Consider the following 22,777-nt stretch of genomic DNA (forward strand, 5'->3'; position numbering starts at 1 on the left):
TCAATAGGCCACCAGCGCGATGAGCAATGAGGACACCGCGGCGACCAGGAGCACGACGCCGGTGCCGAGCCCGACCACCGCGCTCACCGCCACGGCGCGCGCCCGGGCCACCGGGATCGCCGCGACCGCGATCAGGGTGACCAGCGCGGCGACCACATGGATCAGCGGGTAGTCCATCAGCACCGCCACCGGGAAGAGGTGCACGCCCACGACAAGGGCGACCCAGGGGGCGGTCAGCTCACGGCGCCCCAGCAGGGCGAGCAGGCCAGCACCGACGGCGGCAGCCCCGAACTCGATCCCGACGACGATGCCGAAGGTGCGGCTGGTGTCGGCGTCGAACGCCGTACCGTCCGACCAGTGACTCCAGGCGAGGAGACCACCGGCGGCAGCCGTCAGCAGCGAGAGAACCGAACCGGCGATGAGCACCGGCCGCCACGGCTTCGGCGGCGCCTCCTGAGCCCAGCCGAACCAACTGGAGGCGAAGAACCCGAAGACGAACGCCGTCGCCGCCGCGTCTCGGACATGTTCGGTGACCATTGCGCTCCCCCGGGGTACCGCGTGGCTCGACGACCGTTTTCGCCTCTGTCGGCCGCGCTGTCACCAGCGTCCACGACGCGGTAATACTGCCCTGACGGTGCGCTCGCCGACAGCGCGGGTTGCGGTCGCTAAGGCCATGGCCCCCTGTCCCGTGACGAGGTTGCTGGCGACGCCGATCGGGATGAACGCCGCCAGCCCCGCGACCTGCCATGGACTGTCTGGAGAGAATCGGCCGAGGCGACCGGTGACGCTGCTTAGCTTCGTCCGATGTCGTTGACGCAGCGCAGCACCGGCCGGGAGGTGAGGGCTGCGGCGTCCAGCGGGGTGTCGGCGTGGACGGTGAAGGTCGTCGACTCCCCTGGCAGCAGGGTGACCAGCACATCGTCCACCTCGGCGGACGGCTCCAGCCGGTCCGGGAAGAGGATCAGGTCGCGCAACACCGTGCGGGCGGTGACCCGGACCCGCTGTCCACCGTCGACCGGCTCGACCGTCGCGTCCCAGGCCGCCGCCGGCCACTCGACGTCCCGGTCCTCGGCGAAGAACCAGAGCGCACGCCGTGCGCTCTCCCCCGCCTCGGCCACCAGCAGCTCCCGCCGGGCCTCCTCCGGCTGCGACAGCTCCGCCGGCAGCGCCAGCGTCACCGCCGAGTACGCGGGGACGTCCAGCTCCATCGTCGTCTTCGCCCGGGGCTCGCCGGTGAGGGTCAACCGGGTCACCGAGGCCGACGCCCGCCAGGGCGTGCCACCGTCGTTCACCGCGACCAGGGCCAGGCCGCCTTCGCGGGGCTGCACGGTGAGCAGCCGGTCGGCGTACGCGTGGCGCAGCGCGTACCACAGTGGTTTGCGCCGGCCGTCTCCGTCGACGGCCGACCAGGAGGTGACCGGCCAGCAGTCGTTGAGCTGCCAGACGATGGTGCCCGCGCAGACGCTCCGATGCGAGCGGAAGTGCTCCACCCCGAGCTGGATCGCCCGAGCCTGGTTGAGTTGCGTCAGGTAGTGCCAGTCGTCGAAATCTGCCGGGACGGGCAGGTGCGCGTCCAGGCCGCGCTGGAGCTTGGCGTCCCCGCCGGCCGCCTTCTGGTGGTGCGCCATCCCCGGCGAGTCGTGGGCGAGGGGTTCGTCGCTCAGCGCCCGACGCAGGGTGGCGTACGCCGGTGGACCCTGGTAGCCGAACTCGGCGACGAAGCGCGGCACGTACTCCCGGTACTTGCGGTAGTCGTCGGTGTTCCACACGTCCCAGATGTGCGTGGTGCCGTGCGCGGGGTCGTTGGGGTGGATCTCCTCCGTGCCTGACCAGGGGCTGCCCGGCCAGTACGGGCGGGTCGGGTCCAGTTCGCCGACGATGCGGGGCAGCACGTCCAGGTAGTAGCCGCGACCCCAGGTGCGCCCGGCCAGCACCTCCTGCCAGTCCCAGTCGTGCCAGCCCCAGATGTTCTCGTTGTTGCCGGTCCAGAGCACCAGCGACGGGTACGGCGCCAGCCGGGTCACCTGCTCAGCGGCCTCGGCGGCCACCTCGCTGCCGAACGGCTCCTCCTCCGGGTACGCGGCGCAGGCGAACAGGAAGTCCTGCTGGACCAGCAGTCCGCGCTCGTCGGCGAGATCGTAGAAGTCCGCCGACTCGTACCGGCCACCGCCCCAGACCCGCAGCAGGTTGATGTTGGCGGCCGTGGCCTGGTCGAACCGCTCGGCCAGTCGCTCCCGGGTGACCCGGTTGGGAAACACGTCGTCCGGGATCCAGTTGACCCCGCGCACGAAGACCGGGACGTCGTTGACCGACAGCGCGAACGGGGTGCCGTGCTCGTCGGGGGTGGTGTCCAGTCGGACCGAGCGGAAGCCGATCCGCCGGGACCAGCTGTCCAGGATGTCGCCGTCCGGCGCGTGCAGGGTCACCTCCATCAGGTGGCGCGCCTGCTCGCCGTACCCCCGGGGCCACCACAGCGCGGGCTCGCGGGCGGTGAGGGTCAGCACGGCCGTGCGCTGCCCGGCCGGGACGACCACCTCGGCGTGGGCGCCGGCGACGGTGGCCCGGACGGTCAGCGGGACGTCCGCGACCCGCTCGACCTCGACGTGCAGCTCGACCCGCCCGTCCCGGCCGGCCAGGGTGACCAGCGGGCGGACGGTGGCCAGCCGGGCCGTGGACCAGGCGTGCAGGCCGATCTCCTGCCAGATGCCGGCGGTGACCAGAGTGGGGCCCCAGTCCCAGCCGAAGTTGCAGGCCATCTTGCGGATGAAGTGGAACGGCTCCGGATAGGCGTTGGGCCGGTCGCCGAGTCGCTCCTGCTGCGCCTCGGCGTAGCGGTAGGCGGAGTCGAACGCGACGACCAGGTCGTTGTCGCCGTCGCGCAGCAGCGCTCGGACGTCGAACCGGTAGCCGCGGTGCATGTTCTCGGTGCGGCCGACCTCGACACCGTTGACGGTGACCGTGGCGACGGTGTCCAGGCCGGCGCAGACCAGGTCGACCCGATCGTGGTCGCCCGCCGGGCGCCGGAAGCTCGTCCGGTAGCTCCAGTCGGTGCGCCCGATCCAGGCCAGTGCCAGTTCGTTGTCGTCGAGGTAGGGATCGGGGATCAGCCCGGCGTCGAGCAGGTCGGTGTGCACGCAACCGGGCACGGTGGCCTGGACGGTCAGCCCGGCGATCTCGGCCGGCACCTGCGCTCCGGGCGTCGCCTGCAGGGTCCAACCGTCGTGGAGTGCCTGTCGGCTCAAGACTTCACCGCACCTTCCATGATTCCGCGGACGATCTGCCGTCCACCGATGAACAACATGATCAGCAAGGGGATGGTAGCCACGAACGCACCGGCGAGCACCCGACGGTAGATGACGTAGTTGCCGCTGGCCAGGTCGGAGATGGCGACCATCGAGGTCGGGTAGTCGGTGCCGCCCAGGGTGATCAACGGCCACTGGAAGTCGTTCCAGGTCGCCACGAAGGTGAGTAGGCCGAGCACCGCGAGGGCCGGCCGGATCGCCGGCAGGACGATGGACCGGTAGACCCGCATGGTGGTCGCGCCGTCCATCCGGGCCGACTCGATCAGCTCGTCGGGGACGGTGTTGAGGATGAACTGCCGCATGTAGAAGACGCCGAACGCGGTGACCAGGCCGGGCACGATGACCGCCAGCAGGGTGCCGTTCCAGCCCAGCTTGCCCATCACGATGTACAGCGCGACGACGCCGAGCTGGTTCGGCACGGTGAGGGTGAGCACCACGAACAGCATCAGCCACCGGCTGCCGGCGAAGCGCAGTTTGGCGAAGGCGAACCCGGCCAGGGAGCAGAAGAACAGCATCGAGACGGTCACCACGGTCGAGACGATGACGCTGTTGATCAGCGAGGCGGCGAAGTAGACGTTCTGGAGGGAGAAGACCTCGTCCAGGTTGACCAGGAACCGGTCCCCGGGGATCACCGCCGGTGGGATCTGGGCCAGGGCCTCGTCGTTGCTGGTGGCGATGACGAACATCCAGTACAGCGGGAACGCCGCGAACAGCATGGTGGTGGCCAGCAGGAGGTACGTCCCGACGCCGGCCGGGGTGTCCTGCGGGGCGCGGCCCATCAGGGCGGCCCGTCGCCGACGGCTCTTGGTGACCGCCGACCGGGGCGGTGTGGTGTCGACGGCGCTCACCTGGATCGCCCTCCGGAGAGTCGGTTGGTCAGCAGCGTGTTGATCCCGGCGACGACCAGGATGATCAGGAAGAGCGCCCAGCTCATCGCGGCCGCGTAGCCGAGGTTGAGGTCCTTCCAGCCGACCTTGTAGATCAGCTGCGCGATGGTCTGCCACTCACCGTTGGGTCCGCCGGTGGCGGCCTGGGCGTTGAGGTCGAAGAGCATCGGCTCGATGAAGAGCTGGAACCCACCGATGGTGGAGAGGATGACGGTGAACACGATCACCGGCTGGATCATCGGCACGGTGATCCGCCAGAGCTGACGCCACGGGCCGGCCCCGTCGACCGCGGCGGCCTCGTAGACGTCGCGCGGGATGGACTGCATGGCGGCCAGGTAGAGCAGCGCGTTGTAGCCGATCCACTTCCAGTTGACCATCGTGGCGATGGCGATCCAGGCGTGCAGCTTGTCGGCCCGCCAGTTGATCGGGTCACCGTCGCCGATGCCGAACAGGCCGAGCACCCAGTTGGCCATCCCGAAGTCGCGGGAGAAGAAGACGCTGAACACCATGGTCGAGGCGACGATCGGGGTGACGTACGGCAGTAGCACGCCCACCCGCCACCAGGTCTGCGCCCGGAGCCGGCGGTTGAGCAACGACGCCACGATCAGCGCGAGCAGCAGCTGTGGCACCGAGGAGAGCAGGAAGATGCCGAATGTGTTGTAGAGCGCGTTCCAGAAGTCGTCGTCGCCGAAGAGCTGGCGGAAGTTGGCCAGACCGGCCCACCCGGTGAGCGTCGGATCGTCCAGCCGGTAGTTCCGCAGGGCGATGACGCCGTTGAAGATCAGCGGGAACAGGCCGAAGACCAGGAAGATCAGGAAGAACGGCGCGATCAACACGTACGGCATGTAGCGCATGTCGAACCGGTACAGCCGGTCGCGCCAGCTGGGCCGGCGGTGGTCCGGGTCGGTGCCGTGACCGTGCCGCCCGGCGGCGGCACGGCGGCCCGACGACGCGGGCGCGGCGCGGGTGGTGGACATCGGGACACTCCAGGGCCGAAGAGACGGGGTACGCGCGGATGGCGCGGGGGCGGCCCGGGTCCGGCCCGCCCCCGCCCAGCGGGCTCAGGAGGTGCTGGCCTTCTCGGCTTCCTTGACCGCCTCGGCCCAGGCGGCCTCGGGCTTGAGGGTCTTGTTCTGCACCCGGATCAGCACGTTCTCCACGGCCACCCGGGTCGGGCCGTTCTTCTTGCCCAGGTACTGCGGGGTCAGGCCCTGCGCCATCTTCGGGAAGATCTGGCCGACCGGTGCGTCGGTGAAGAACGGGTTCTTGAAGTCGGCGATGGCCGGGTCGCTGTAGAGGGCGGGCTGCGACGGCAGGTTGCCGACCTTCTTGAAGATCTCGATCTGCTGCTCCGGTTGGACCAGCCACTCCAGCAGCTTGTACGCCTCGTCGACGTGCTTGCTCTGCTTGGGGATGGTCAGGAAGGAACCGCCCCAGTTGCCGCCGCCACCGGGCACGGCGGCGATGTCCCACTTGCCCTGGGTGCCGGGGGCGGTGTCCTTGATGTGCCCGAGCATCCAGGCCGGGCAGGCGAGCACGGCGAAGGAGCCGCTGGTGAAGCCCTTGTCCCAGTCGGCCTGGAAGCTGGCCAGGTTGGCGGAGAGACCGGCCTGGATCGCCTTGATGGTGTAGTCGAAGGCCACCTTCGGGCCCTGCTCCATCTGGAGCTGGTCCTGCTCGTTGTAGAAGCCGACCTGCTGCTGGCCGAGGATCGGGTTGAACAGGTTGCTGCCGGCGTCGATGAACTTCTTGTTGGTCTTGCCGGTGTACTGCTGGCCGACCTCGATGAACCTGTCCCAGGTGGGCCAGAGGGCCGAGACCTGGTCGCGCTCGGTGGGCAGCCCGGCGGCCTTGAACAGATCGGTGCGGTAGCACATGGCCAGGCCGCCGGTGTCGGTGCCGAGGCCGATCTGGGTCTTGCCGTCGGCGGAGAGCGACTGCTTCCACTTCCAGGCCAGGTACTTGCTCTCGTACGAGCCGGCGCCCTTGTCGAGCAGGTTGACGAACTTGTCCGACTGGCTGCGGAACTGCACCATGAAGCCCTCGTCGATGGCGGCGATGTCCGCCGCGCCGGAGCCGGCGACCAGCTTCTTCTGCAGGTCCTCGTGCTGGGCGTTGTACTCCCCCGAGTTCAGCTGGATCTTGACGTTCGGGTTGGCCGCCTCGTACTTCGTCTTGAGGTCCTGGAGGCCGAAGTCACCCCAGAAGTTGATTTTCAGGGTGACCTGCCCGTCCGTCGCGCCGGAATCCTGCCCGCTCTTGCCGCTGCACGCGGCGACCAGGGCGAGACCGACCGTGCCCACGGTGACCGCGCGGGCCCACCGGGTCCAGGAGCGTTTCATGGCATCCTCCGAACAAGTGGGAACGCTCCCGACATCGAGAGACGTTGACTGAACCGGATAAGTTAGGCCACCGTACGGGCCGGTTCCAGGAGTGTCAACGGCTCGTTAACGTGGTGCACGAGCGGTCCAGGTAAAAGCCCATGGGAGCGCGAACAGGCGTGGTGTAGCGCTTGCTGCCGCAGCTCCACGTACCGGCCGGCACGCCCGAACCGAGGACGCACCGGTACGCTGAACCGGGCAAGTACGCCGCGCCCGGTGGCCGAGGTCTACCGTGGACGGTCGGTTGGCAGCCACCGACACCGGTTGCGCTAGGTTGAGGCCGCCGGCTTGCCGCGGCAGTCAGAAGATCCGGCCCCCGTGGCCGGAGAGTGGAGGAGCACGCCGGTGAAGCGGCCGACCATCGCCGACGTCGCCCGACGCGCCGGGGTGTCCAAGGGCGCCGTGTCGTACGCGCTGAACGGGCAGCCCGGCGTCTCCGAGGCCACCCGGCAGCGCATCCTGGCCATCGCCGCCGAGATCGGGTTCAGCCCGAGCAGCGCCGCCCGGGCCCTCTCCGCCGCCACCGCCGAGGCCGTCGGCCTGGCCCTGTGCCGGCCCGCCCGGATACTGGGCATCGAGCCGTTCTTCATGGAGCTGATCAGCGGCGTCGAGGCCGAACTCTCCGCCCGCTCGTACGCCCTGACCCTCCAGGTGGTGGCCGACCACGATGCCGAGATCGCGGTCTACCGACGCTGGTGGGGCGAGCGGCGGGTCGACGGCGTGCTCGTCTGCGACCTGCGCACCGACGACCGCCGCATCCCCGCACTGGAGCAGCTCCAACTGCCGGCGGTGGTGATCGGCGGGCCGGGCGGCACCGGCGACCTGGCCAGCCTCTGGTCCGACGACGCGGCCGCCCTGACCGAGGCGGTGGAGTACCTGGTCGCGCTCGGGCACCGGCGGATCGCCCGGGTCGGCGGCCTGCCCGACCTGCGGCACACCGAGATCCGCACCGAGGCCTTCGCGGCGGTGTGCCAGCGGCTCGGCCTGGTCGACGCGGTCACCGTCTGGTCCGACTACACCGGCGAGGAGGGCGGACGGGCCACCCGCCGGCTGCTCAGCTCCGCCCAGCGGCCCACCGCGGTCATCTACGACAACGACGTGATGGCCATCGCCGGGCTCTCCGTCGCCCAGGAGATGGGGCTCACCGTGCCGGGTGACCTGTCCATCGTGGCCTGGGACGACTCGCCGCTCTGCCGGCTGGTGCACCCGCCGCTGACCGCGCTGGGCCGGGACATCCCGGCGTACGGCGCGCACGCCGCCCGGCAACTGCTCGCCGTCATCGCCGGACAGCCGGCGACCCGGGTGCAGGACGAGACCCCGCACCTCACCCCGCGCGGCAGCACCGCACCGCCCCGGGACAGGTGAACCGGTTCACCCAGGGGCGGTCAGCGGGACGTCGAGGGAAACTCCTCGAAGTACGCCTCGACCCGCTCGGCGGTCGCCGGGCGGGCCAGCGCGAAGCCCTGCCCGTACCGGCAGCCGGCCCGGTGCGCCCCCTCGACCTGGGCCGGTGACTCCAGCTCCTCGGCGACGATCTCCACCCCCAGCCGCTCGCCGACGTTGACCACCACGTCGATCAGCGGCGGCTGCCCGTCCGGCCGCGCGCCCACCAGCTCCGGGCCCACCTTGAGCAGGTCGATCGGCAGCCGGCGGAGCTGGGCCAGCGAGGCGTGCTCGGCCCGGAAGTCGTCCAGGGCGGTGCGGACTCCCAGCGACCGCAGGCCGGCCAATCGGGCCACCACGGTCGACAGGTCGGCGGCGACCCTCGGCTCGGCCACCTCCACCACCAGCCGCTCCGGCGACACCCCGTACGCGGCCAGCACGGCGGCGGCGCGCTGCACGAAGTCGGGGGTGGTCAGCTCCCGGGTGGTGACGTTGACCGCCATCCACAGCTCCCGACTGCCCGCCGACCAGTCGGCCAACTGCCGGCAGGCCCGGTCCAGGACCCACCACTCCAGCTCGCCGACCAGGTCCAGGTCCTCGGCGACCGGCAGCAACTCGGTCGGGAGCACCGTGCCGAGCACCGGGCTGCGCCAGCGCAACAACGCCTCGGCGCCCACCGGCTGCCGGCTCGCCAGGTCGAGCACCGGCTGGTAGACCAGGTCCAGCTCGCCACGCGCCACCGCACCGGGCAGCTCACGTTCCAGATCGAGCCGGCGGACCAGCTGCTCCTCCAGGAACGCGTCGTACCACTCGACCCGGTCCCGGCCCAGCTGCACGGCCCGCCGCCGGGCCAGCTCGGCCTGGCGGAGCACGTCCGCCGGCCCGGCGCCACTCACCTCGGCCAGCCCGATGCTCGCCTGCACCCGCAGCACCGACCCGGCCAGCTGGTAGGGCGGGGTGAGCACGGTCAGCAGCCGGGTGCCCAGCGCGTACGCCACCACCGGGCCGGCGGAGGTGACCACGGCGAAGCCGGCGCCCGTGCACCCGACGACCAGGTCACCGGGCGCGATGATCGCGCGGGCCCGGCGGACCGCCTCGACAACCACGTCCTCGCGGCCCGTCGGCCCGATCGCGTCAGCGCTGTGCAGGTCCACCAGCAGCAGCGCGCCGACCGGCACCGGCACGTCGCCGATCGCGGCGAGGGCGTCCAGCAGGGCCGCGCGGTCCCCCGGACCGCCCCCACCGGACAGAACGGACCGACGGCCGAACGCCGACCAGGTCGCGCCGTCGTCGGGCGGCCAGGTCGAGCCGACACCGTACGAGATGGCCGACCCGACAGCAGTCGTACCTGGGTGCTCCGACGTGCCGAGCCAGCGCTGCTGAGCCGCACGGCGGTGCCGGACCGCCCGACCGCTACGCCGGCGGTGTGCGGCACGCCGCTCAGGGGAGGCCGCGTCACCGGCGCGCAGCAGCTCGCGCAGCACCAGTGGCGGCACCGCCGCCAGGGCCAGCAGCACGCTCGTCCGATCCGGCGCCCGGCCCGCGCCCAGGTGCAGGCTCCCCGCCAGCAGCAGCACCGCCGCCGGAAGCACTGCCCGGGGCCAGGCCGGGGCGACCCGACCCACCGCCGCCGCGTCGCCCGTGGCCACCGCGTGGCCCGCCGCCACCGCGTCGCCCGAAGTCACCGCTTCGCCCTGCGCCACCGCGTCGCCCGCACCGAGCGCGGTGAGCAGCATCCCGAGCACCAGCGGTGGCACGGCCAGCAGGGCCGCCCGACCGGCCGTCACGGGCGGCAGGGCCGTCAACAGCACCAATCCGACCAGGGTGAGCAGGACCCCACCCCGGCAGATCGCGCCGGCCGCGCGTCGGTACGGGCCGTTGAACGCACTGAGCGCCGCCATGCCAAGCCCGCCGAGCACCAGCGCGGCGGCCATCCGGGCCGGCACCGGCAGCGTGTCGCGGGGCAGCAGCAACCAGCCGGCGAGGGCCAGCCCGATGGCCGGGCCGGTCGCCTCGATCAGCAACCGCAACCGGGCCTGGTTCGGTGACCGCGTCCGGCCGACGAGTCGGCGCAGCCCGGCCGCGGACAGGGCCGCCACGACCAGCGACCCGACCAGCGCGGCGGCCCGATGCCCGCTGTCGGCCAGCGGCAACACGGCGGCGCTGACACCGGCTGCCACCACCGCCGCGTCGAGCAGCACCGCCGCCGCACGCGGCGAAGAATCGGGGTGCGACAGATCGGGGTGCGACGAGGCGGGGTGCGACAGATCGGCGGGCGACGGATCGGCGGAGCGCCGGGTGGCCAGCCGGGAGAGCCGCACCCCGGCGAGCGTTGCGCCCGCACCGCCGGCCAGTGCGATCACCACCGACGTCGGGGCCAGGCCAGCGGCGCCGGCGAGGACGAGCAGCGTCACCGCCGTGGACACGGCGGCCTCCGGCGCCGCCCGGCGGGGGACGAGGACGCGGAACGGGTACGCGAGGAGCACGGCGGTCGCCTTCGTGAGGGGGCACGGGGCGGTGCGGCGGTGCGGGACATCGGACGTTGCGGGTCCGCTGCCCACCAGTCGAGAACGACCGGCGGTCAAATCGGTTACGCGCCGGCCACCGAAAGGAGGCAGTGACCCGTGTCACTGTACGGCGTGCCGGGCGGCCCGGCACCGCCCGCCGCGAGCCGGACCAGCCGGGGGTGGGATCATCGGAGGGTGAGTACGCCCAACACGATCCGCTTCCGGTACAACCAAGGCATCCTGGCCGCCGCGATCATCGCTTTCATCGGCGCCCTGCCGCTGGCCAACGCCCGGGCGTACCTGCTGCCGGTGCTGCTCGTCCCGCTCGCCGTCGGCGTGTGGGCCTGGCGGGCCGGCACCGACGCCGACGACCGGGAGCTGCGCCTGCGCGCACTGGCGGGGCAGCGCCGGATCGGCTGGGACCGGGTCGTCGAGCTGGCCACCGACCCGCGCGGGCGGGCGGTCGCCCGGCTCGACGACGGCCAGCAGGTCGTCCTACCGGCGGTACGCGGCTCGGACCTGCCCCGGCTGGTCTCGGCAACCGGCCAGACGCTGCCCGGCGCGGCCGGCTGAGCCACGCGGTCAGTAGCCGTCGACCACCGTGTTGATCAGCGGCTGGCCGGCGGCGAAGCGCCGCACCTGATCGCCGACCAGCCGGTAGGCGCGCGGCAGCAGCCCTCGCACCGACCCGGCCACGTGCGGAGTGAGCAGCACGTTCGGCATCGTCCACAGCGGAGAATCGGCGGGCAGTGGCTCCGGGTCGGTGACGTCGAGCGCCGCCGAGATCCGGCCGGTGCCCAGCTCGGCGACGAGCGCCTCGGTACGGGCCACCGGCCCCCGGGCCGCGTTGACCAGCAACGCACCGTCCGGCATCGCGGTCAGGAACTCCTTGTCGATCAGGCCGCGCGTCTGGTCCGTGAGCGGCACCAGCACCACCACGACGTCGGCCTCCGGCAGCAGCCTGGGCAGCTCCTCGACGCCGTGCACCCCCTGCTCGGGCCGGGCGGTCCGGGCCACCAGGGTGAAGCTCACCTCGAACGGGGCGAGCCGGTCCCGTACCGCGGTGCCGATCGAACCGGCCCCGACGATGAGCACCCTCTTGCCGGTGAGCTCGTCGGTCGGGGCGACGTCGCCAAATGCCCACCGCCGGTCGGCCTGCGCCCGGACGAAGGCCGGGAACGCCCGTAGCTGGGTCAGGATCGCCGTGACGACCCACTCGGCCGTGGACGGATCGTGCACTCCCCGGGCGTCGCAGAGCGTGACACCCGTCGGCGTCCGACCCGCCCAGGCGTCCGCACCGGCGGAGAGCAGTTGCACCACCGCCAGATCGGGCAGCTCGTGCAGCAGCGCGGTCGCGTCCGAGCCGGCCAGGAACGGCGGTACCCAGAACCGCACGCCGGCCACCGCTGAGGGCAGCCGCTCGGCGTGCTCGACGACTTCCACCGTCACGTTCGGGGGCAGCTCGCCGACGAGGTTCAGGCCGGCCTGGTGCGGAATCCATACCTTCACGTCCGCCGACGATAGCCCCCGCACCGGCGGCCGGTGCGGGCACGGCGGCGAACCGGCGTCCCGGGGGATGGCGCGCCGAGTCGGCCCGGGCGAGACTCGGCACACCGACGTTCGGCCGCGGCGCGAACCAGGTATAACGGATGGTCGGAGCGCCGGTCGGCCTCCGCCCCGGCAGACAGGTGCTCATGACCGACGGCTCCCCCGCCCGCCCCCGGCGTTCGATCGCACCACCCCTGGCGCTCGGCGACCCGGCACGGCTGCGGGCGCTCGCCGACACCGGGCTGGACGCCGCCCCGGACGAGGCGTTCGACCGGTTCGCCCGCCTGGTCAGCGACCTGCTGGACGTACCCGTCGCGCTGGTCTCCCTGGTCTCCGCCGAGCGGCAGTTCTTCCCCGGCGCGGTCGGGCTGCCGGAGCCCTGGGCGGAGCGCCGGCAGACCCCGCTGAGCCACTCGTTCTGCCAGCACGTGGTGGACATCGAGGTGCCGATGGTGCTGCCGGACGCCCGGCTCTACCCCCGCGTGCGGGACAACCTGGCCATCGAAGACCTCGGCGTGGTCGCGTACGCCGGGATGCCGCTGACCGACCTCTCCGGCCGGGTGCTCGGCTCGCTCTGCGCCATCGACAGCAAGCCGCGGGCCTGGACCGCCGGGCAGCTGCGGACGCTGGCCGACCTGGCCGCCGCCTGCTCGTCGGAGCTGCGACTGCGGATCGCACTGGACGGGGCGCAGGAGGCACGTCGGCGGGTCGTGCGGGCGCACGAGCGACTGGAACTGCTCGCCGGCCTGAGCGAGACGCTGGCCGGCACGCTGGACGTGGGCACCGCGCTGCGCCGGCTCGCCGACACCATGGTGCCGCTGCTCGCCGACTGGTGCCTGCTCACCCTGGTCGGGCCGACCGGCCTGCCCCGCGAGGTGGTCGCGGTACACCGGGACCCCGCCCGGACTGCGGACGTCGACCGCTTCGCCGAGCTGCTGCGCACCGGGCTGAGCGCGGATTCGGCCATCCGGGCGGTGCTGCGGACCGGCCGGCCCCGGCTCGGCGGCGTGGCGTCGCTGGCCGACGTGGCACGTGGCACGACGGATCCGGAAATGGCGTCGATCGCCGGCCGCCTGGGCATCGCCTCCTACCTCTGCGTGCCGGTCCGTGCCGCCGGCGGCACGGTGCTCGGCGCGATCACCCTGGTCAATGACGCCCAGCGCCAGCAGTTCGACGACCGCGACCTGCTCACCGCGGTGGACATCGGCCGCCGCGCCGGGCAGGCAATCGGCAACAGCTCGATGTACGGCGAGCAGCGGCACGTCGCCGAGGTGCTGCAACACAGCATGCTGCCGCAGCTGCCGGTCGTACCCGAGCTGGAGCTGGCGGCCCGCTACCAGCCGGCGGCCGACCGGGTGGAGGTGGGCGGTGACTGGTACGACGCCTTCGTCCAGCCCGATGGGGACCTGATCGCGGCGATCGGGGACGTGGCCGGGCACGACATCGAGGCGGCGGCGACCATGGGCCAGCTGCGCAACCTGGTGCGCGGCAACGCGTTCGGCCGGCAGGACGCGGTCGGGGAGCTGATGACCCACCTGGACGGCGCGATCCGCGGCCTGCGGCTGCCGATCGCGGCCACCGCGACGCTGGTCCGGATCTGTCCCCAACGGTCCGGTGGCTGGGAGATGACCTGGTCCAACGCCGGGCACCCGCCGGCCCTGCTGGTCCGTGCCGGCGGCGCGGTGGAGGTCCTCGAAGCGCCGCCGGAAGCGCTGCTCGGCCTGGCCCGGCCGGTGCGGCGGACCAGCCAGTCGACCAGCCTGGCCACCGGCGACACCCTGCTGCTCTACACCGACGGGCTGATCGAGCGGCGGGACCGGTCCATCGACGAGGGGCTCGCCGAGCTGCTGGACCGGCTGACCGGCACCGACACGTTGCCCCTCGACGAGCTGTGCGACCTGCTGCTCGCCTCGACCCGGCACCGCGAGGACGACACCGCGCTGCTGGCCGTGCGGGCACGCTGAACGGTCCACCCCGGAGCACCGCCGGCATCCGCCGTGTCCTGTCGGGCCCGGCCGGGCCGTCCGGCGGGATACCCTGGGCCGGGTGAGCGCCCGTCCCTCGTACTCTCGCACCCGCCGCCTCCGGGCGGCCCTCGCGGCGTCCTGCGCGGCGCTGCTGTTCGCCGCCGGTTGCAGCTTCGGCGAGCCGGAGCCGGACCCGGCCGGTGAGCCGCCCAACCTGCCGACCCCGTCGGCGCCGGCGAGCCCCGGCGGCGCCGGCCAGCAGGCGGTGGCGACGGTGCTCGCCAAGGGGCTGCGGGTGCCCTGGGCGATCGCCTTCCTGCCGGACGGCGGCGCGCTGGTCACCGAGCGGGACAGCGGCCGGATTCTCCAGGTCGGTCCCGAGTCCGGGCCGGACGGGCTGCGGGTCCGGGTGGTGCAGACGATCACCGACGTGGCGGCGGCGGGCGAGGGCGGCCTGCTCGGCATCACCGTCTCCCCCGGCTACGACAAGGACCGCACGGTCTTCGTCTACTACACGACCGAGCAGGACAACCGGGTCGTCCGGCTGCAGCTCGGTGGGCAGCCCACCCCGATCCTCACCGGCATCCCCAAGGCCAACGTGCACAACGGCGGTGGGCTGGGCTTCGGCCCGGACGGGCAGCTCTACGCCAGCACGGGTGACGCCGGTGAGCGCCCCGCCGCCCAGGACGTGAAGAGCCTCGGCGGCAAGATCCTGCGGATCACCCCGGACGGGAAGCCCGCCGCGGGCAATCCGTACCCCGGCTCCCCGGTCTGGTCGCTGGGGCACCGCAACGTGCAGGGCTTCACCTGGGACGCCGCCAAGCGGATGTACGCCGTGGAGTTCGGCCAGAACACCTGGGACGAGATCAACCAGATCACCAAGGGCGGCAACTACGGCTGGCCGCAGGTCGAGGGGCGGGCCGGCGACAAGCGGTACAGCGACCCGATCACCCAGTGGGCGACCTCGGACGCGTCCTGCTCCGGGCTGGCCGCCGCGGATCGGCTGCTGGTCACCGGCTGCCTGCGCGGCAAGCGGCTCTGGGTGATGGAGCTGACCGACATGGGCACGCTGCTCGGTCAGCCCAGTGAGCTGCTCACCAACCGGTACGGCCGGCTGCGCGCGGTGGCCGCCGCGCCGGACGGGTCGCTCTGGGTGAGCACCTCCAACCACGACGGGCGGGGTAACCCGGCGGCCGACGACGACCGGCTCCTGCGGGTGGTCTTCGCTGGCGGCGACGGCGGTCGCAGCTGACCTTCGTCACCATCCGTGCAGGTTTGCCAAGATCCTCAGACGGGCAGGTCAGAATCTCAGCATGGACGGGCAGCGCGACGAGCAGCACGACGACGCCGGAGACCGGGACGACCCGGTGACCGGTGGCGAGTCGGTGACTGATGGCGAGCCGCAGCGGTCGGCCGGCCTGCGGGCTGGCCGGCTCGGTGCACTGCGCCGCACCGGGGTGATCCTCGCCGTGCTCGCCGTGGCCCTGGCCGGGGCGGTGCTCGGGGTGCTGGCCGGCGGCCGGGTGGACACCGACATCGGGCCGTTCCGGGCCAGCCTCACCCTCACCCCTGCCAGCGACGGCGGCACCACAGTCGACGTGCCTCCGCTCGGTGCGCTGCTGCTGAACAGCCACGACGGGCCGACACATCTCACCGTGCGGCTGGGCGCGCTGGACCAGGGACGCACCGAGGCGCTGCTCGACGACCCGGCCAGCATCAGCCGGGCCAGCCAGAGCGCCGTCGAGGACGTCCGGTCCGGGGTGATGCGGCTCGGCCTGCGGACCCTCGCCTCGGTGGTGCTGGTCACCCTGATCCTCGCCGGGCTGATCTTCCGCGATGTGCGGCGGACCGCCTGGGCGGGCGGGCTGGCGCTGCTCGTCACCGCCGGCAGCCTCGGCACGGCGGCGGCCACCCTGCGCCCACAGGCGATCGAGGAGCCGCGCTACGAGGGGCTGCTGGTCAACGCCCCGGCCATCGTGGGCGACGCCCGCCGCATCGCCAACGACTACACCAAGTACGCCGAGCAGTTGCAACGCATCGTCGGCAACGTCAGCCAGCTCTACACGACCGTGTCGGCGCTGCCGGTGTACGAGCCGGCGCCCGGCACCACCCGGGTGCTGCACGTGTCCGACATGCACCTCAACCCGACCGGCTGGCAGCTGATCCGGACGGTGGTGGAGCAGTTCGGCATCGACGCGGTGATCGACACCGGTGACATCACCGACTGGGGCAGCGAGCCGGAGGCGTCCTTCGTCGGCTCGATCGGCCTGCTGAAGAAGCCGTACGTGTTCATCCGGGGCAACCACGACTCGGGCCGCACCGGCGCCGCGGTGGCCCGCCAACCGAACGCGATCGTGCTGAACAACTCGACGACCACGGTCGCCGGGCTGACCATCGCCGGCATCGGCGACCCGCGCTTCACCCCGGACAAGAACACCTCCCCGGCCGGCAGCGGGCTGACCCAGCAGGTGGCCGACCAGGTGATCGGGGCCGGCGAGCAGCTCGCCAGCACGGTGCGCAACTCACCGCAGCCGGTGAACATCGCGCTGGTGCACGATCCGGCGTCCGCCGGGCCGCTCGCCGGCACCTGCCCGCTGGTGCTGGCCGGGCACACCCACTCCCGGCAGGTCTCCAAGCTGCCCCAGGCACCCGGGCAGCAGCCCACCACGCTGATGGTGGAGGGCTCCACCGGCGGTGCCGGGCTGCGCGGCCTGGAGGGTGAGAAGCCGACCCCGCTGTCGATGTCCGTGCTCTACTTCGACCAGCAGAAGATGCTCCAGGCGTACGACGACATCACCGTCGGCGGCACCGGGCAGGCCCAGGTCAACCTGGAACGGCACGTGGTGGAGAACCCGTCCGCCGGGGCACCCGCCTCGGTCACCCCCACCCCGACCCGCTGAGCGCGGGCCGGGGCGGCAGCGTCGGGAACGTGAGCGTCAGCGCAGCGCGAGGGCGGCCAGGGCGGCGTTGACGATGCTGCCGGGCAGCAGGTCGTGCAGCTCGTACAGCTCGGCAACGCTGCCGGACTGGCCAAACTCGTCCACCCCGAGCGGCACCGCCGGCGCGCCGAGCGCCGAACCGAGCCAGGCCATGGCGTGCGACGCGGCGTCGTGCACGGTCACCACCGGCACCCGGTCGTCGAACGCGGACCGCAGCGCGCCCGGCACGCTGGGCACCGTGGCGGTCCGTACGCCCTGGCGCAGGGTGCGCTGCCAGGCCCGGTAGAGCCGATCCAGCGAGGTCACGTCCACCACGTGCGCGGCGACGCCCTCGTCGGCCAGCTCCGCCGCGGCGGCCAGTACCTCGGGCAGCACCGCACCGGAGGCGGCCAGCTGCACCACCGGGGCGTCGGCCAGGTGCGGGTACGCCTGATGCGCGTCCACCAGCCGGTACGCCCCGGCGACCACCTGCCGGCGCAGCACCGCGTCACCAATCCGGGCCCGGGCCGCCTCGAACGGCGCCTGGTCCAGCGGTCGGGTGCTGAGCCGGAAGTAGTACGCGCCGTCCTCGGTGGGCGCGGCGGTCGCGGTCGGGGCCGACCCTCCGGCGATCTGCCCGAGCGCGTCGCAGAGCAGCCAGTCCAGGCTGGCTGCGTACGCCGGTTCGAGGAAGGTCACCCCGGGCAGCTCCAGGCCGACCGAAGCGGTGATCGTGGACTGGTGGGCGCCGCCCTCCGGGGCCAGCGTGATGCCCGACGGGGTGCCGGCGACCACGAACCGGGAGCCGGAGTAGGTGCCGTACAGGAACGCGTCCAGGCCGCGCAGCACGAACGGGTCGTAGACCGTACCCACCGGCAGCAGAGGCTGCCCGGACAGGTCCCACGACAGGCCGAGCTGCCCGAGCAGCAGGAACAGGTTCATCTCCGAGATGCCCAGCTCGATGTGCTGCCCCGCCGGGCTCTCGGTCCAGCGCAGCATCCGGTCCTCGGTCCAGGAACGCTGCTCGGTGGGGGCGAACACCCCGGTCTTGTTGATGAACCCGGCCAGGTTGGTGGAGGTGGCCACGTCCGGCGCCGTGGTGACCAGGTAGCGGCCGACCTCCCGGTCCCGGGCCAGGTCCACCAGCACCCGGCCGAAGACCTCCTGCGTGGAGATCGGCTTGGCCGCGCGTACTCCGGTGCTCTCCGGGACGGTGACGCCGAGCGCCCGCTCGCGGGGCGCGCGGAACAGCGCCTCCCGACGGGCACCGGCCCGGATGCCGGCGGGTGACGCCGGGTCGAGGCGGTCCCACTCGGTCTCCCGGGTCAGCCCCTGCGCGGCACGCAACACGTCGACCTGCTCGGTGCTGAGCAGCGCCGAGTGGTTACGCGGATTGCCGGCGATGGGCAACCCCCACCCCTTCACGGTGTACGCGAAGACGACGCTGGGCCGGTCGGTGACCGCGTCGCACTGGGCGTACGCGTCGAGCATCGCGGACAGGTCGTGGCCGCCCAGGTCGGTGACGAGCGGGCCCAGCTCCTCGTCTGCGATGCCTCCCACGAAGGCACCCACCTCAGCCGGCGCACCGTCCAGGAACTGCTTGCGCAGCGCCGGGCCGGCCAGTCCGAACAGCGACTGGTACTGCTCGTTGGGCATCGCGTCGATCCAGTCGCGCAGCACCTCGCCGCCCGGCCGGGCGTACGCCTCGGCGAGCCGACGGCCGTACTTGACCTCCACGACGTGCCAGCCGGCCGCCTCGAACTGACCCCGCCACTGGTTGATCCGGATGCCCGGCACCACCCGGTCCAGCGACTGCCGGTTGAAGTCCACCAGCCACATGACGTTGCCCAGACCGGTGGTGGCCGGGTCGGCGACCGCCTCCCAGATGTTGCCCTCGTCCAGCTCGGCGTCGCCGATCAGCGCCACGAACCGGGAGTGCGGCCGGGCGCCGAAGTGCGCGTCGACGTAGCGCCGGGTGGCGGCGGCGAAGAGCGGAGCCGCCGCGCCGAGACCCACCGAGCCGGTGGAGAAGTCCACCTCGTCGGGGTCCTTGGTGCGCGACGGGTACGACTGGAGGCCGCCGCGGGCCCGCAGCCGGGGCAGGTACGAGCGGTCCAGGTTGCCGAGCAGGTACTGGATGGCGTGGAACACCGGAGAGGCGTGCGGCTTGACCGCAACCCGGTCCTCGGCGTCCAGGTGGGCGAACCAGAGCGCGGTCATCGCGGTGACCAGGGAGGCGCTGGACGCCTGGTGCCCGCCGACCTTCACCCCGTCGCCGGTGGCCCGGTCGTGGTTGGCGGCGTCCACGATCCGGGTGGCGAGCCAGAGCACCCGCCGCTGGATCTCGTCGAGCACATCGAGGTCGTGGTGGTTCACGGTGGCTCCATCCGGGCGTCGCCGTTGACGCCCTCGCGAGGGGTACGGATCACGCCGCCCGAGTGGGCGACCCAGCGGGGTGGGACGTCAGGAAGGGCCCCTTCCTGTGCACGAGGCGTTGAGAAGGGGCCCTTTCGGACGGTCAGCCCTGGACGCCGAGGCGCTCCAGGACCAGCTCACGGACGGTCTTCGCGTCGGCCTGACCGCGGGTGGTCTTCATGACCGCGCCGACCAGCGCGCCGGCCGCGGCGACCTTGCCACTACGGATCTTGTCGGCGATGCCGGGGTTGGCGGCGATCGCCTCGTCCACCGCGGCGGTGAGCGCGCCGGTGTCCGACACGACCTCCAGGCCCCGGTTGGTCATGATCTCGGTGGGCGAGCCCTCGCCGTCGACCACGCCCTCCAGCACCGCGCGGGCCATCTTGTCGTTGAGCTTGCCGGCGTCCACCAGGCCCTGCAACTCGGCGACCTGGGTCGGGGTGGCGCCGATGTCGGCCAGCTCCACGCCGCTCTCGTTGGCCCGGCGGGACAGCTCGCCCAGCCACCACTTGCGGGCGGCGGCCGGGGTGGTGCCGGCGGCGACGGTGGCCTCGATCAGCTCGACCGCGCCGGCGTTCAGCACCGACTGCATGTCCAGGTCGGACAGCCCCCACTGCTGCTGGAGCCGACGCCGGTGCACCCGGGGCAGCTCCGGCAGGGCGGCCTTCAGCTCGGCGACCCAGGCGGGGTCCGGGGCGATCGGCACCAGATCCGGCTCCGGGAAGTACCGGTAGTCGGTGGCGGTCTCCTTCGAGCGGCCCGGGGTGGTGTCGCCGGTGTCCTCGTGGAAGTGCCGGGTCTCCTGGGTGATCCGGCCGCCGGCGTCCAGCACCGAGGCCTGCCGGAGCATCTCCGAACGGACCGCCCGCTCCACCGAACGCAGCGAGTTGACGTTCTTGGTCTCGGTGCGGGTGCCCCACTCCTGTCCCGGCAGGTTGAGCGAGGTGTTCACGTCGCAGCGCAGCGAACCCTCCTCCATCCGCACGTCGGAGACACCGAGGGTGCGGATCACGTCCCGCAGCTCGGCGACGTACGCCCGGGCCACGTCGGGGGCGAGCACGCCGGTGCCCGGGATGGGCTTGGTGACGATCTCGACCAGCGGAATGCCCGCCCGGTTGTAGTCGACCAGCGACTCGGTCGCGCCGTGGATGCGGCCGGTGGCACCACCGACGTGCAGCGTCTTGCCGGTGTCCTCCTCCAGGTGCACCCGCTCGATCTCGATCCGCACCGTCTCGCCGTTGACCTCGACGTCCAGGTAGCCGTCGACGCAGATCGGCTCGTCGTACTGGCTGATCTGGAAGTTCTTCGGCATGTCCGGGTAGAAGTAGTTCTTCCGGGCGAACCGGCACCACTCGGCGATGGAGCAGTTCAACGCCAGGCCGATCCGGATGATCGCCTCGATGGCCGCCTTGTTGGCCACCGGCAGCGAGCCGGGCAGGCCGAGGCAGACCGGGCAGACCCGGGTGTTCGGCTCGCCACCGAAGTCGGTCGGGCAGCCGCAGAACATCTTGGTGTTCGTGCCCAGCTCGACGTGGGTCTCCAGGCCGATCACCGGTTCGTAGCGCGCGACGACCTCGTCGTACGCGGGCAGCGTCGTCGTCATCTGGGCTCCTGCCTCACAGTGCCGGTGGGGTGAACGTGCCGACCGCGGACTCCAACGCGGCGGCGACCCGGTACATCCGGTCGTCGGCCATCGTCGGGGCCATCACCTGCAGGCCGACGGGCAGCCCCTCGGAGAGGCCGCAGGGCACCGAGATGCCCGGCCCGCCGTACAGGTTGGTCGGGATGGTGAACAGGTCGGCCAGGTACATCTGGTACGGGTCGGCGGTGCGCGCGCCCAACGGGAACGCCACCGACGGGGTGGTCGGCGAGATCAGCGCGTCCACCCGCTCGAACGCGGCGGTGAAGTCCCGGGTGATCAGCGTCCGGACCTTCTGCGCCTGCCCGTAGTACGCGTCGTAGTAACCCGACGACAGGGCGTACGTGCCGATCATGATGCGGCGCTTGACCTCCGGGCCGAAGCCGGCCTCCCGGGTCAGCGACATGACCTCCTCCAGCGACCGGTTGCCGTCGTCGCCGACCCGCAGACCGAACCGGACACCATCGAACCGGGCCAGGTTGGAGGAGCACTCGCTCGGCGCGATCAGGTAGTACGCCGGCAGCGCGTAGGCGAACGTCGGGCAGGACACCTCGACGATCTCCGCACCCAGCTTCGCCAGCGCGTCCACCGACTCGCGGAACGCGGCCATCACACCCGGCTCGGCGCCCTCGCCGACGAACTCGCTGACGATGCCGAGCCGTACGCCGGTCAGGTCGCCGGTCGCGCCGAGCTTCGCCGCCGCCACCACGTCCGGCACGGGCTGCGGGATCGAGGTGGAGTCGCGCGGGTCGTGCCCGCCGATCACCTGGTGCAGCAGGGCCGCGTCGAGCACCGTACGGGCGCAGGGGCCGGGGGTGTCCAGCGACGAGGAGAAGGCGACCAGTCCGTAGCGGGAGGTGCCGCCGTAGGTGGGCTTCACACCGACGGTGCCGGTGACCGCGCCGGGCTGGCGGATCGAGCCGCCGGTGTCCGAGCCGATCGCCAGCGGCGCCTCGTACGCGGCCAGCGCGGCGGCGCTGCCGCCACCCGAGCCACCCGGGATCCGGCTCAGGTCCCACGGGTTGTGCGTGGGGCCGTACGCCGAGTACTCGGTGGAGGAGCCCATGGCGAACTCATCCATGTTGGTCTTGCCGAGCATCACCGTGCCGGCGGCGCGCAGCCGCTGCACGATCGTGGCGTCGTACGGTGGGCGCCAACCCTCCAGGATCTTCGACCCCACGGTGGTCGGTACGCCCCGGGTGGCGAGCACGTCCTTCACCGCGACCGGCACCCCGGCCAGCGGGCCCAACTCCTCGCCGGCGGCCCGGCGCTCGTCGACCGCGCGGGCCGCGGCGAGCGCGCCGTCGGTGTCGACGTGCAGGAAGGCGTGCACCCGGTCGTCGACCGCGGCGATCCGGTCCAGGTGTGCCCGGGTCACCTCGACGGCGGAGGTCTCGCCGCCGGCGACCAGGGCGGCGATCTCCGTCGCGGTCATTCTGGTGAGGTCACTCATGAGGCCACATCCTCGGTCAGAATCCGCGGAACGCGGAACCGCTGGTCCTCAGCGTCCGGCGCACCCGACAGTGCCTCCTGCGGGGTCAGGCACGGCGTGACCACGTCCTCCCGCAGGATGTTGGTCAGCGGCACCGAGTGCGAGGTCGGCGGGATGTCCGCCGCGGCGACCTCGCCGACCTGGGCGACCGCCTGGAGGATCACGTCGAGCTGGCCGGCGAAGGTGTCCAGCTCCTCCTCGGTGACGGCGAGCCGCGACAGGCGCGCCAGGTGCGCGACCTCCTCGCGGGAGATGGCGGCCATCCGTGCCCCCTTCTGATGTCCTGCTGGTCGGGCGGTGTGCCGGCCGCGCGACGGGTGAGCGTGACACGCGGTGAC

16 protein-coding genes are annotated in these 22,777 nt (G+C 72.5%); 5 read left to right on the plus strand and 11 right to left on the minus strand.

What is annotated here, in order from left to right; all coding sequences use genetic code 11:
* The 5 genes from OG990_RS22995 to OG990_RS23015 form a co-directional block, all read right to left on the minus strand.
* Window positions 1-537: a hypothetical protein gene (locus OG990_RS22995; protein ID WP_406077100.1), complete on the minus strand. Its 537-nt coding sequence runs from the start codon at window positions 535-537 to the stop codon at window positions 1-3.
* 254 nt (window positions 538-791) lie between these two features.
* The gene (locus OG990_RS23000; protein WP_406077101.1) at window positions 792-3,242 is read right to left on the minus strand and encodes a glycoside hydrolase family 2 protein; all 2,451 of its coding nucleotides are present in this window, start codon (window positions 3,240-3,242) and stop codon (window positions 792-794) included.
* On the minus strand, window positions 3,239-4,081 hold the full coding sequence (locus OG990_RS23005; protein ID WP_406081855.1) for a carbohydrate ABC transporter permease: 843 nt from the start codon (window positions 4,079-4,081) through the stop codon (window positions 3,239-3,241). Before OG990_RS23005 ends, OG990_RS23000 begins: the two co-directional genes overlap by 4 nt.
* Window positions 4,082-4,146: 65 nt before the next feature.
* Window positions 4,147-5,166, minus strand: a complete 1,020-nt coding sequence (locus OG990_RS23010; RefSeq protein ID WP_386992777.1) for a carbohydrate ABC transporter permease — start codon at window positions 5,164-5,166, stop codon at window positions 4,147-4,149.
* Between the two features lie 84 nt (window positions 5,167-5,250).
* A complete protein-coding gene (locus tag OG990_RS23015) occupies window positions 5,251-6,531 on the minus strand; it encodes an extracellular solute-binding protein (RefSeq protein WP_328424351.1) in 1,281 nt (426 codons plus the stop codon).
* A 384-nt stretch (window positions 6,532-6,915) separates the two neighbouring features.
* Between OG990_RS23015 and OG990_RS23020 the strand changes: the two genes are divergently transcribed.
* The gene (locus OG990_RS23020) at window positions 6,916-7,935 is read left to right on the plus strand and encodes a LacI family DNA-binding transcriptional regulator (RefSeq protein ID WP_328424349.1); all 1,020 of its coding nucleotides are present in this window, start codon (window positions 6,916-6,918) and stop codon (window positions 7,933-7,935) included.
* Window positions 7,936-7,955: 20 nt separating this feature from the next.
* On the opposite strand, the gene OG990_RS23025 is transcribed toward OG990_RS23020, so the two are convergent.
* Window positions 7,956-10,439 (minus strand): EAL domain-containing protein, encoded by a 2,484-nt coding sequence (locus tag OG990_RS23025; protein ID WP_406077102.1) that lies wholly within the window; start codon window positions 10,437-10,439, stop codon window positions 7,956-7,958.
* 216 nt (window positions 10,440-10,655) lie between these two features.
* Here OG990_RS23025 and OG990_RS23030 point away from each other — a divergent pair, with 216 nt between their 5' ends.
* A complete protein-coding gene (locus OG990_RS23030) occupies window positions 10,656-11,033 on the plus strand; it encodes a PH domain-containing protein (protein WP_406077103.1) in 378 nt (125 codons plus the stop codon).
* A 9-nt stretch (window positions 11,034-11,042) separates the two neighbouring features.
* Here OG990_RS23030 and OG990_RS23035 read toward each other — a convergent pair whose 3' ends face one another.
* Entirely contained in the window at window positions 11,043-11,969 is a 927-nt protein-coding gene (locus OG990_RS23035) for a 2-hydroxyacid dehydrogenase (RefSeq protein WP_328424343.1), read from the minus strand.
* A gap of 185 nt (window positions 11,970-12,154) precedes the next feature.
* On the opposite strand from OG990_RS23035, the gene OG990_RS23040 reads away from it, so the two are divergent.
* The 3 genes from OG990_RS23040 to OG990_RS23050 all read left to right on the plus strand — a co-directional run bounded on the left by OG990_RS23040 (window position 12,155) and on the right by OG990_RS23050 (window position 16,875).
* On the plus strand, window positions 12,155-13,972 hold the full coding sequence (locus tag OG990_RS23040; RefSeq protein WP_406077104.1) for a SpoIIE family protein phosphatase: 1,818 nt from the start codon (window positions 12,155-12,157) through the stop codon (window positions 13,970-13,972).
* An 82-nt stretch (window positions 13,973-14,054) separates the two neighbouring features.
* Window positions 14,055-15,227: a PQQ-dependent sugar dehydrogenase gene (locus OG990_RS23045; RefSeq protein ID WP_406077105.1), complete on the plus strand. Its 1,173-nt coding sequence runs from the start codon at window positions 14,055-14,057 to the stop codon at window positions 15,225-15,227.
* Window positions 15,228-15,288: 61 nt separating this feature from the next.
* Window positions 15,289-16,875 carry a metallophosphoesterase gene (locus tag OG990_RS23050; RefSeq protein WP_406077106.1) on the plus strand — a complete coding sequence of 529 codons (1,587 nt, stop codon included), beginning with the start codon at window positions 15,289-15,291 and terminating at the stop codon, window positions 16,873-16,875.
* Between the two features lie 36 nt (window positions 16,876-16,911).
* On the opposite strand, the gene OG990_RS23055 is transcribed toward OG990_RS23050, so the two are convergent.
* The 4 genes from OG990_RS23055 to gatC form a co-directional block, all read right to left on the minus strand.
* Window positions 16,912-19,269 (minus strand): transketolase-like TK C-terminal-containing protein, encoded by a 2,358-nt coding sequence (locus OG990_RS23055; RefSeq protein ID WP_406077107.1) that lies wholly within the window; start codon window positions 19,267-19,269, stop codon window positions 16,912-16,914.
* A gap of 142 nt (window positions 19,270-19,411) precedes the next feature.
* A complete protein-coding gene (gene gatB / locus OG990_RS23060) occupies window positions 19,412-20,911 on the minus strand; it encodes an Asp-tRNA(Asn)/Glu-tRNA(Gln) amidotransferase subunit GatB (protein WP_406077108.1) in 1,500 nt (499 codons plus the stop codon).
* Window positions 20,912-20,924: 13 nt separating this feature from the next.
* On the minus strand, window positions 20,925-22,400 hold the full coding sequence (gatA, locus tag OG990_RS23065; protein WP_355606200.1) for an Asp-tRNA(Asn)/Glu-tRNA(Gln) amidotransferase subunit GatA: 1,476 nt from the start codon (window positions 22,398-22,400) through the stop codon (window positions 20,925-20,927).
* Window positions 22,397-22,702, minus strand: coding sequence for an Asp-tRNA(Asn)/Glu-tRNA(Gln) amidotransferase subunit GatC (gene gatC, locus OG990_RS23070; protein ID WP_328424332.1), 306 nt, complete (start codon window positions 22,700-22,702; stop codon window positions 22,397-22,399). Before gatC ends, gatA begins: the two co-directional genes overlap by 4 nt.
* Window positions 22,703-22,777 lie beyond the last annotated feature (75 nt).

Origin of the sequence: Micromonospora sp. NBC_00858 (assembly GCF_045207365.1) — a bacterium.
Classification (GTDB): domain Bacteria; phylum Actinomycetota; class Actinomycetes; order Mycobacteriales; family Micromonosporaceae; genus Micromonospora.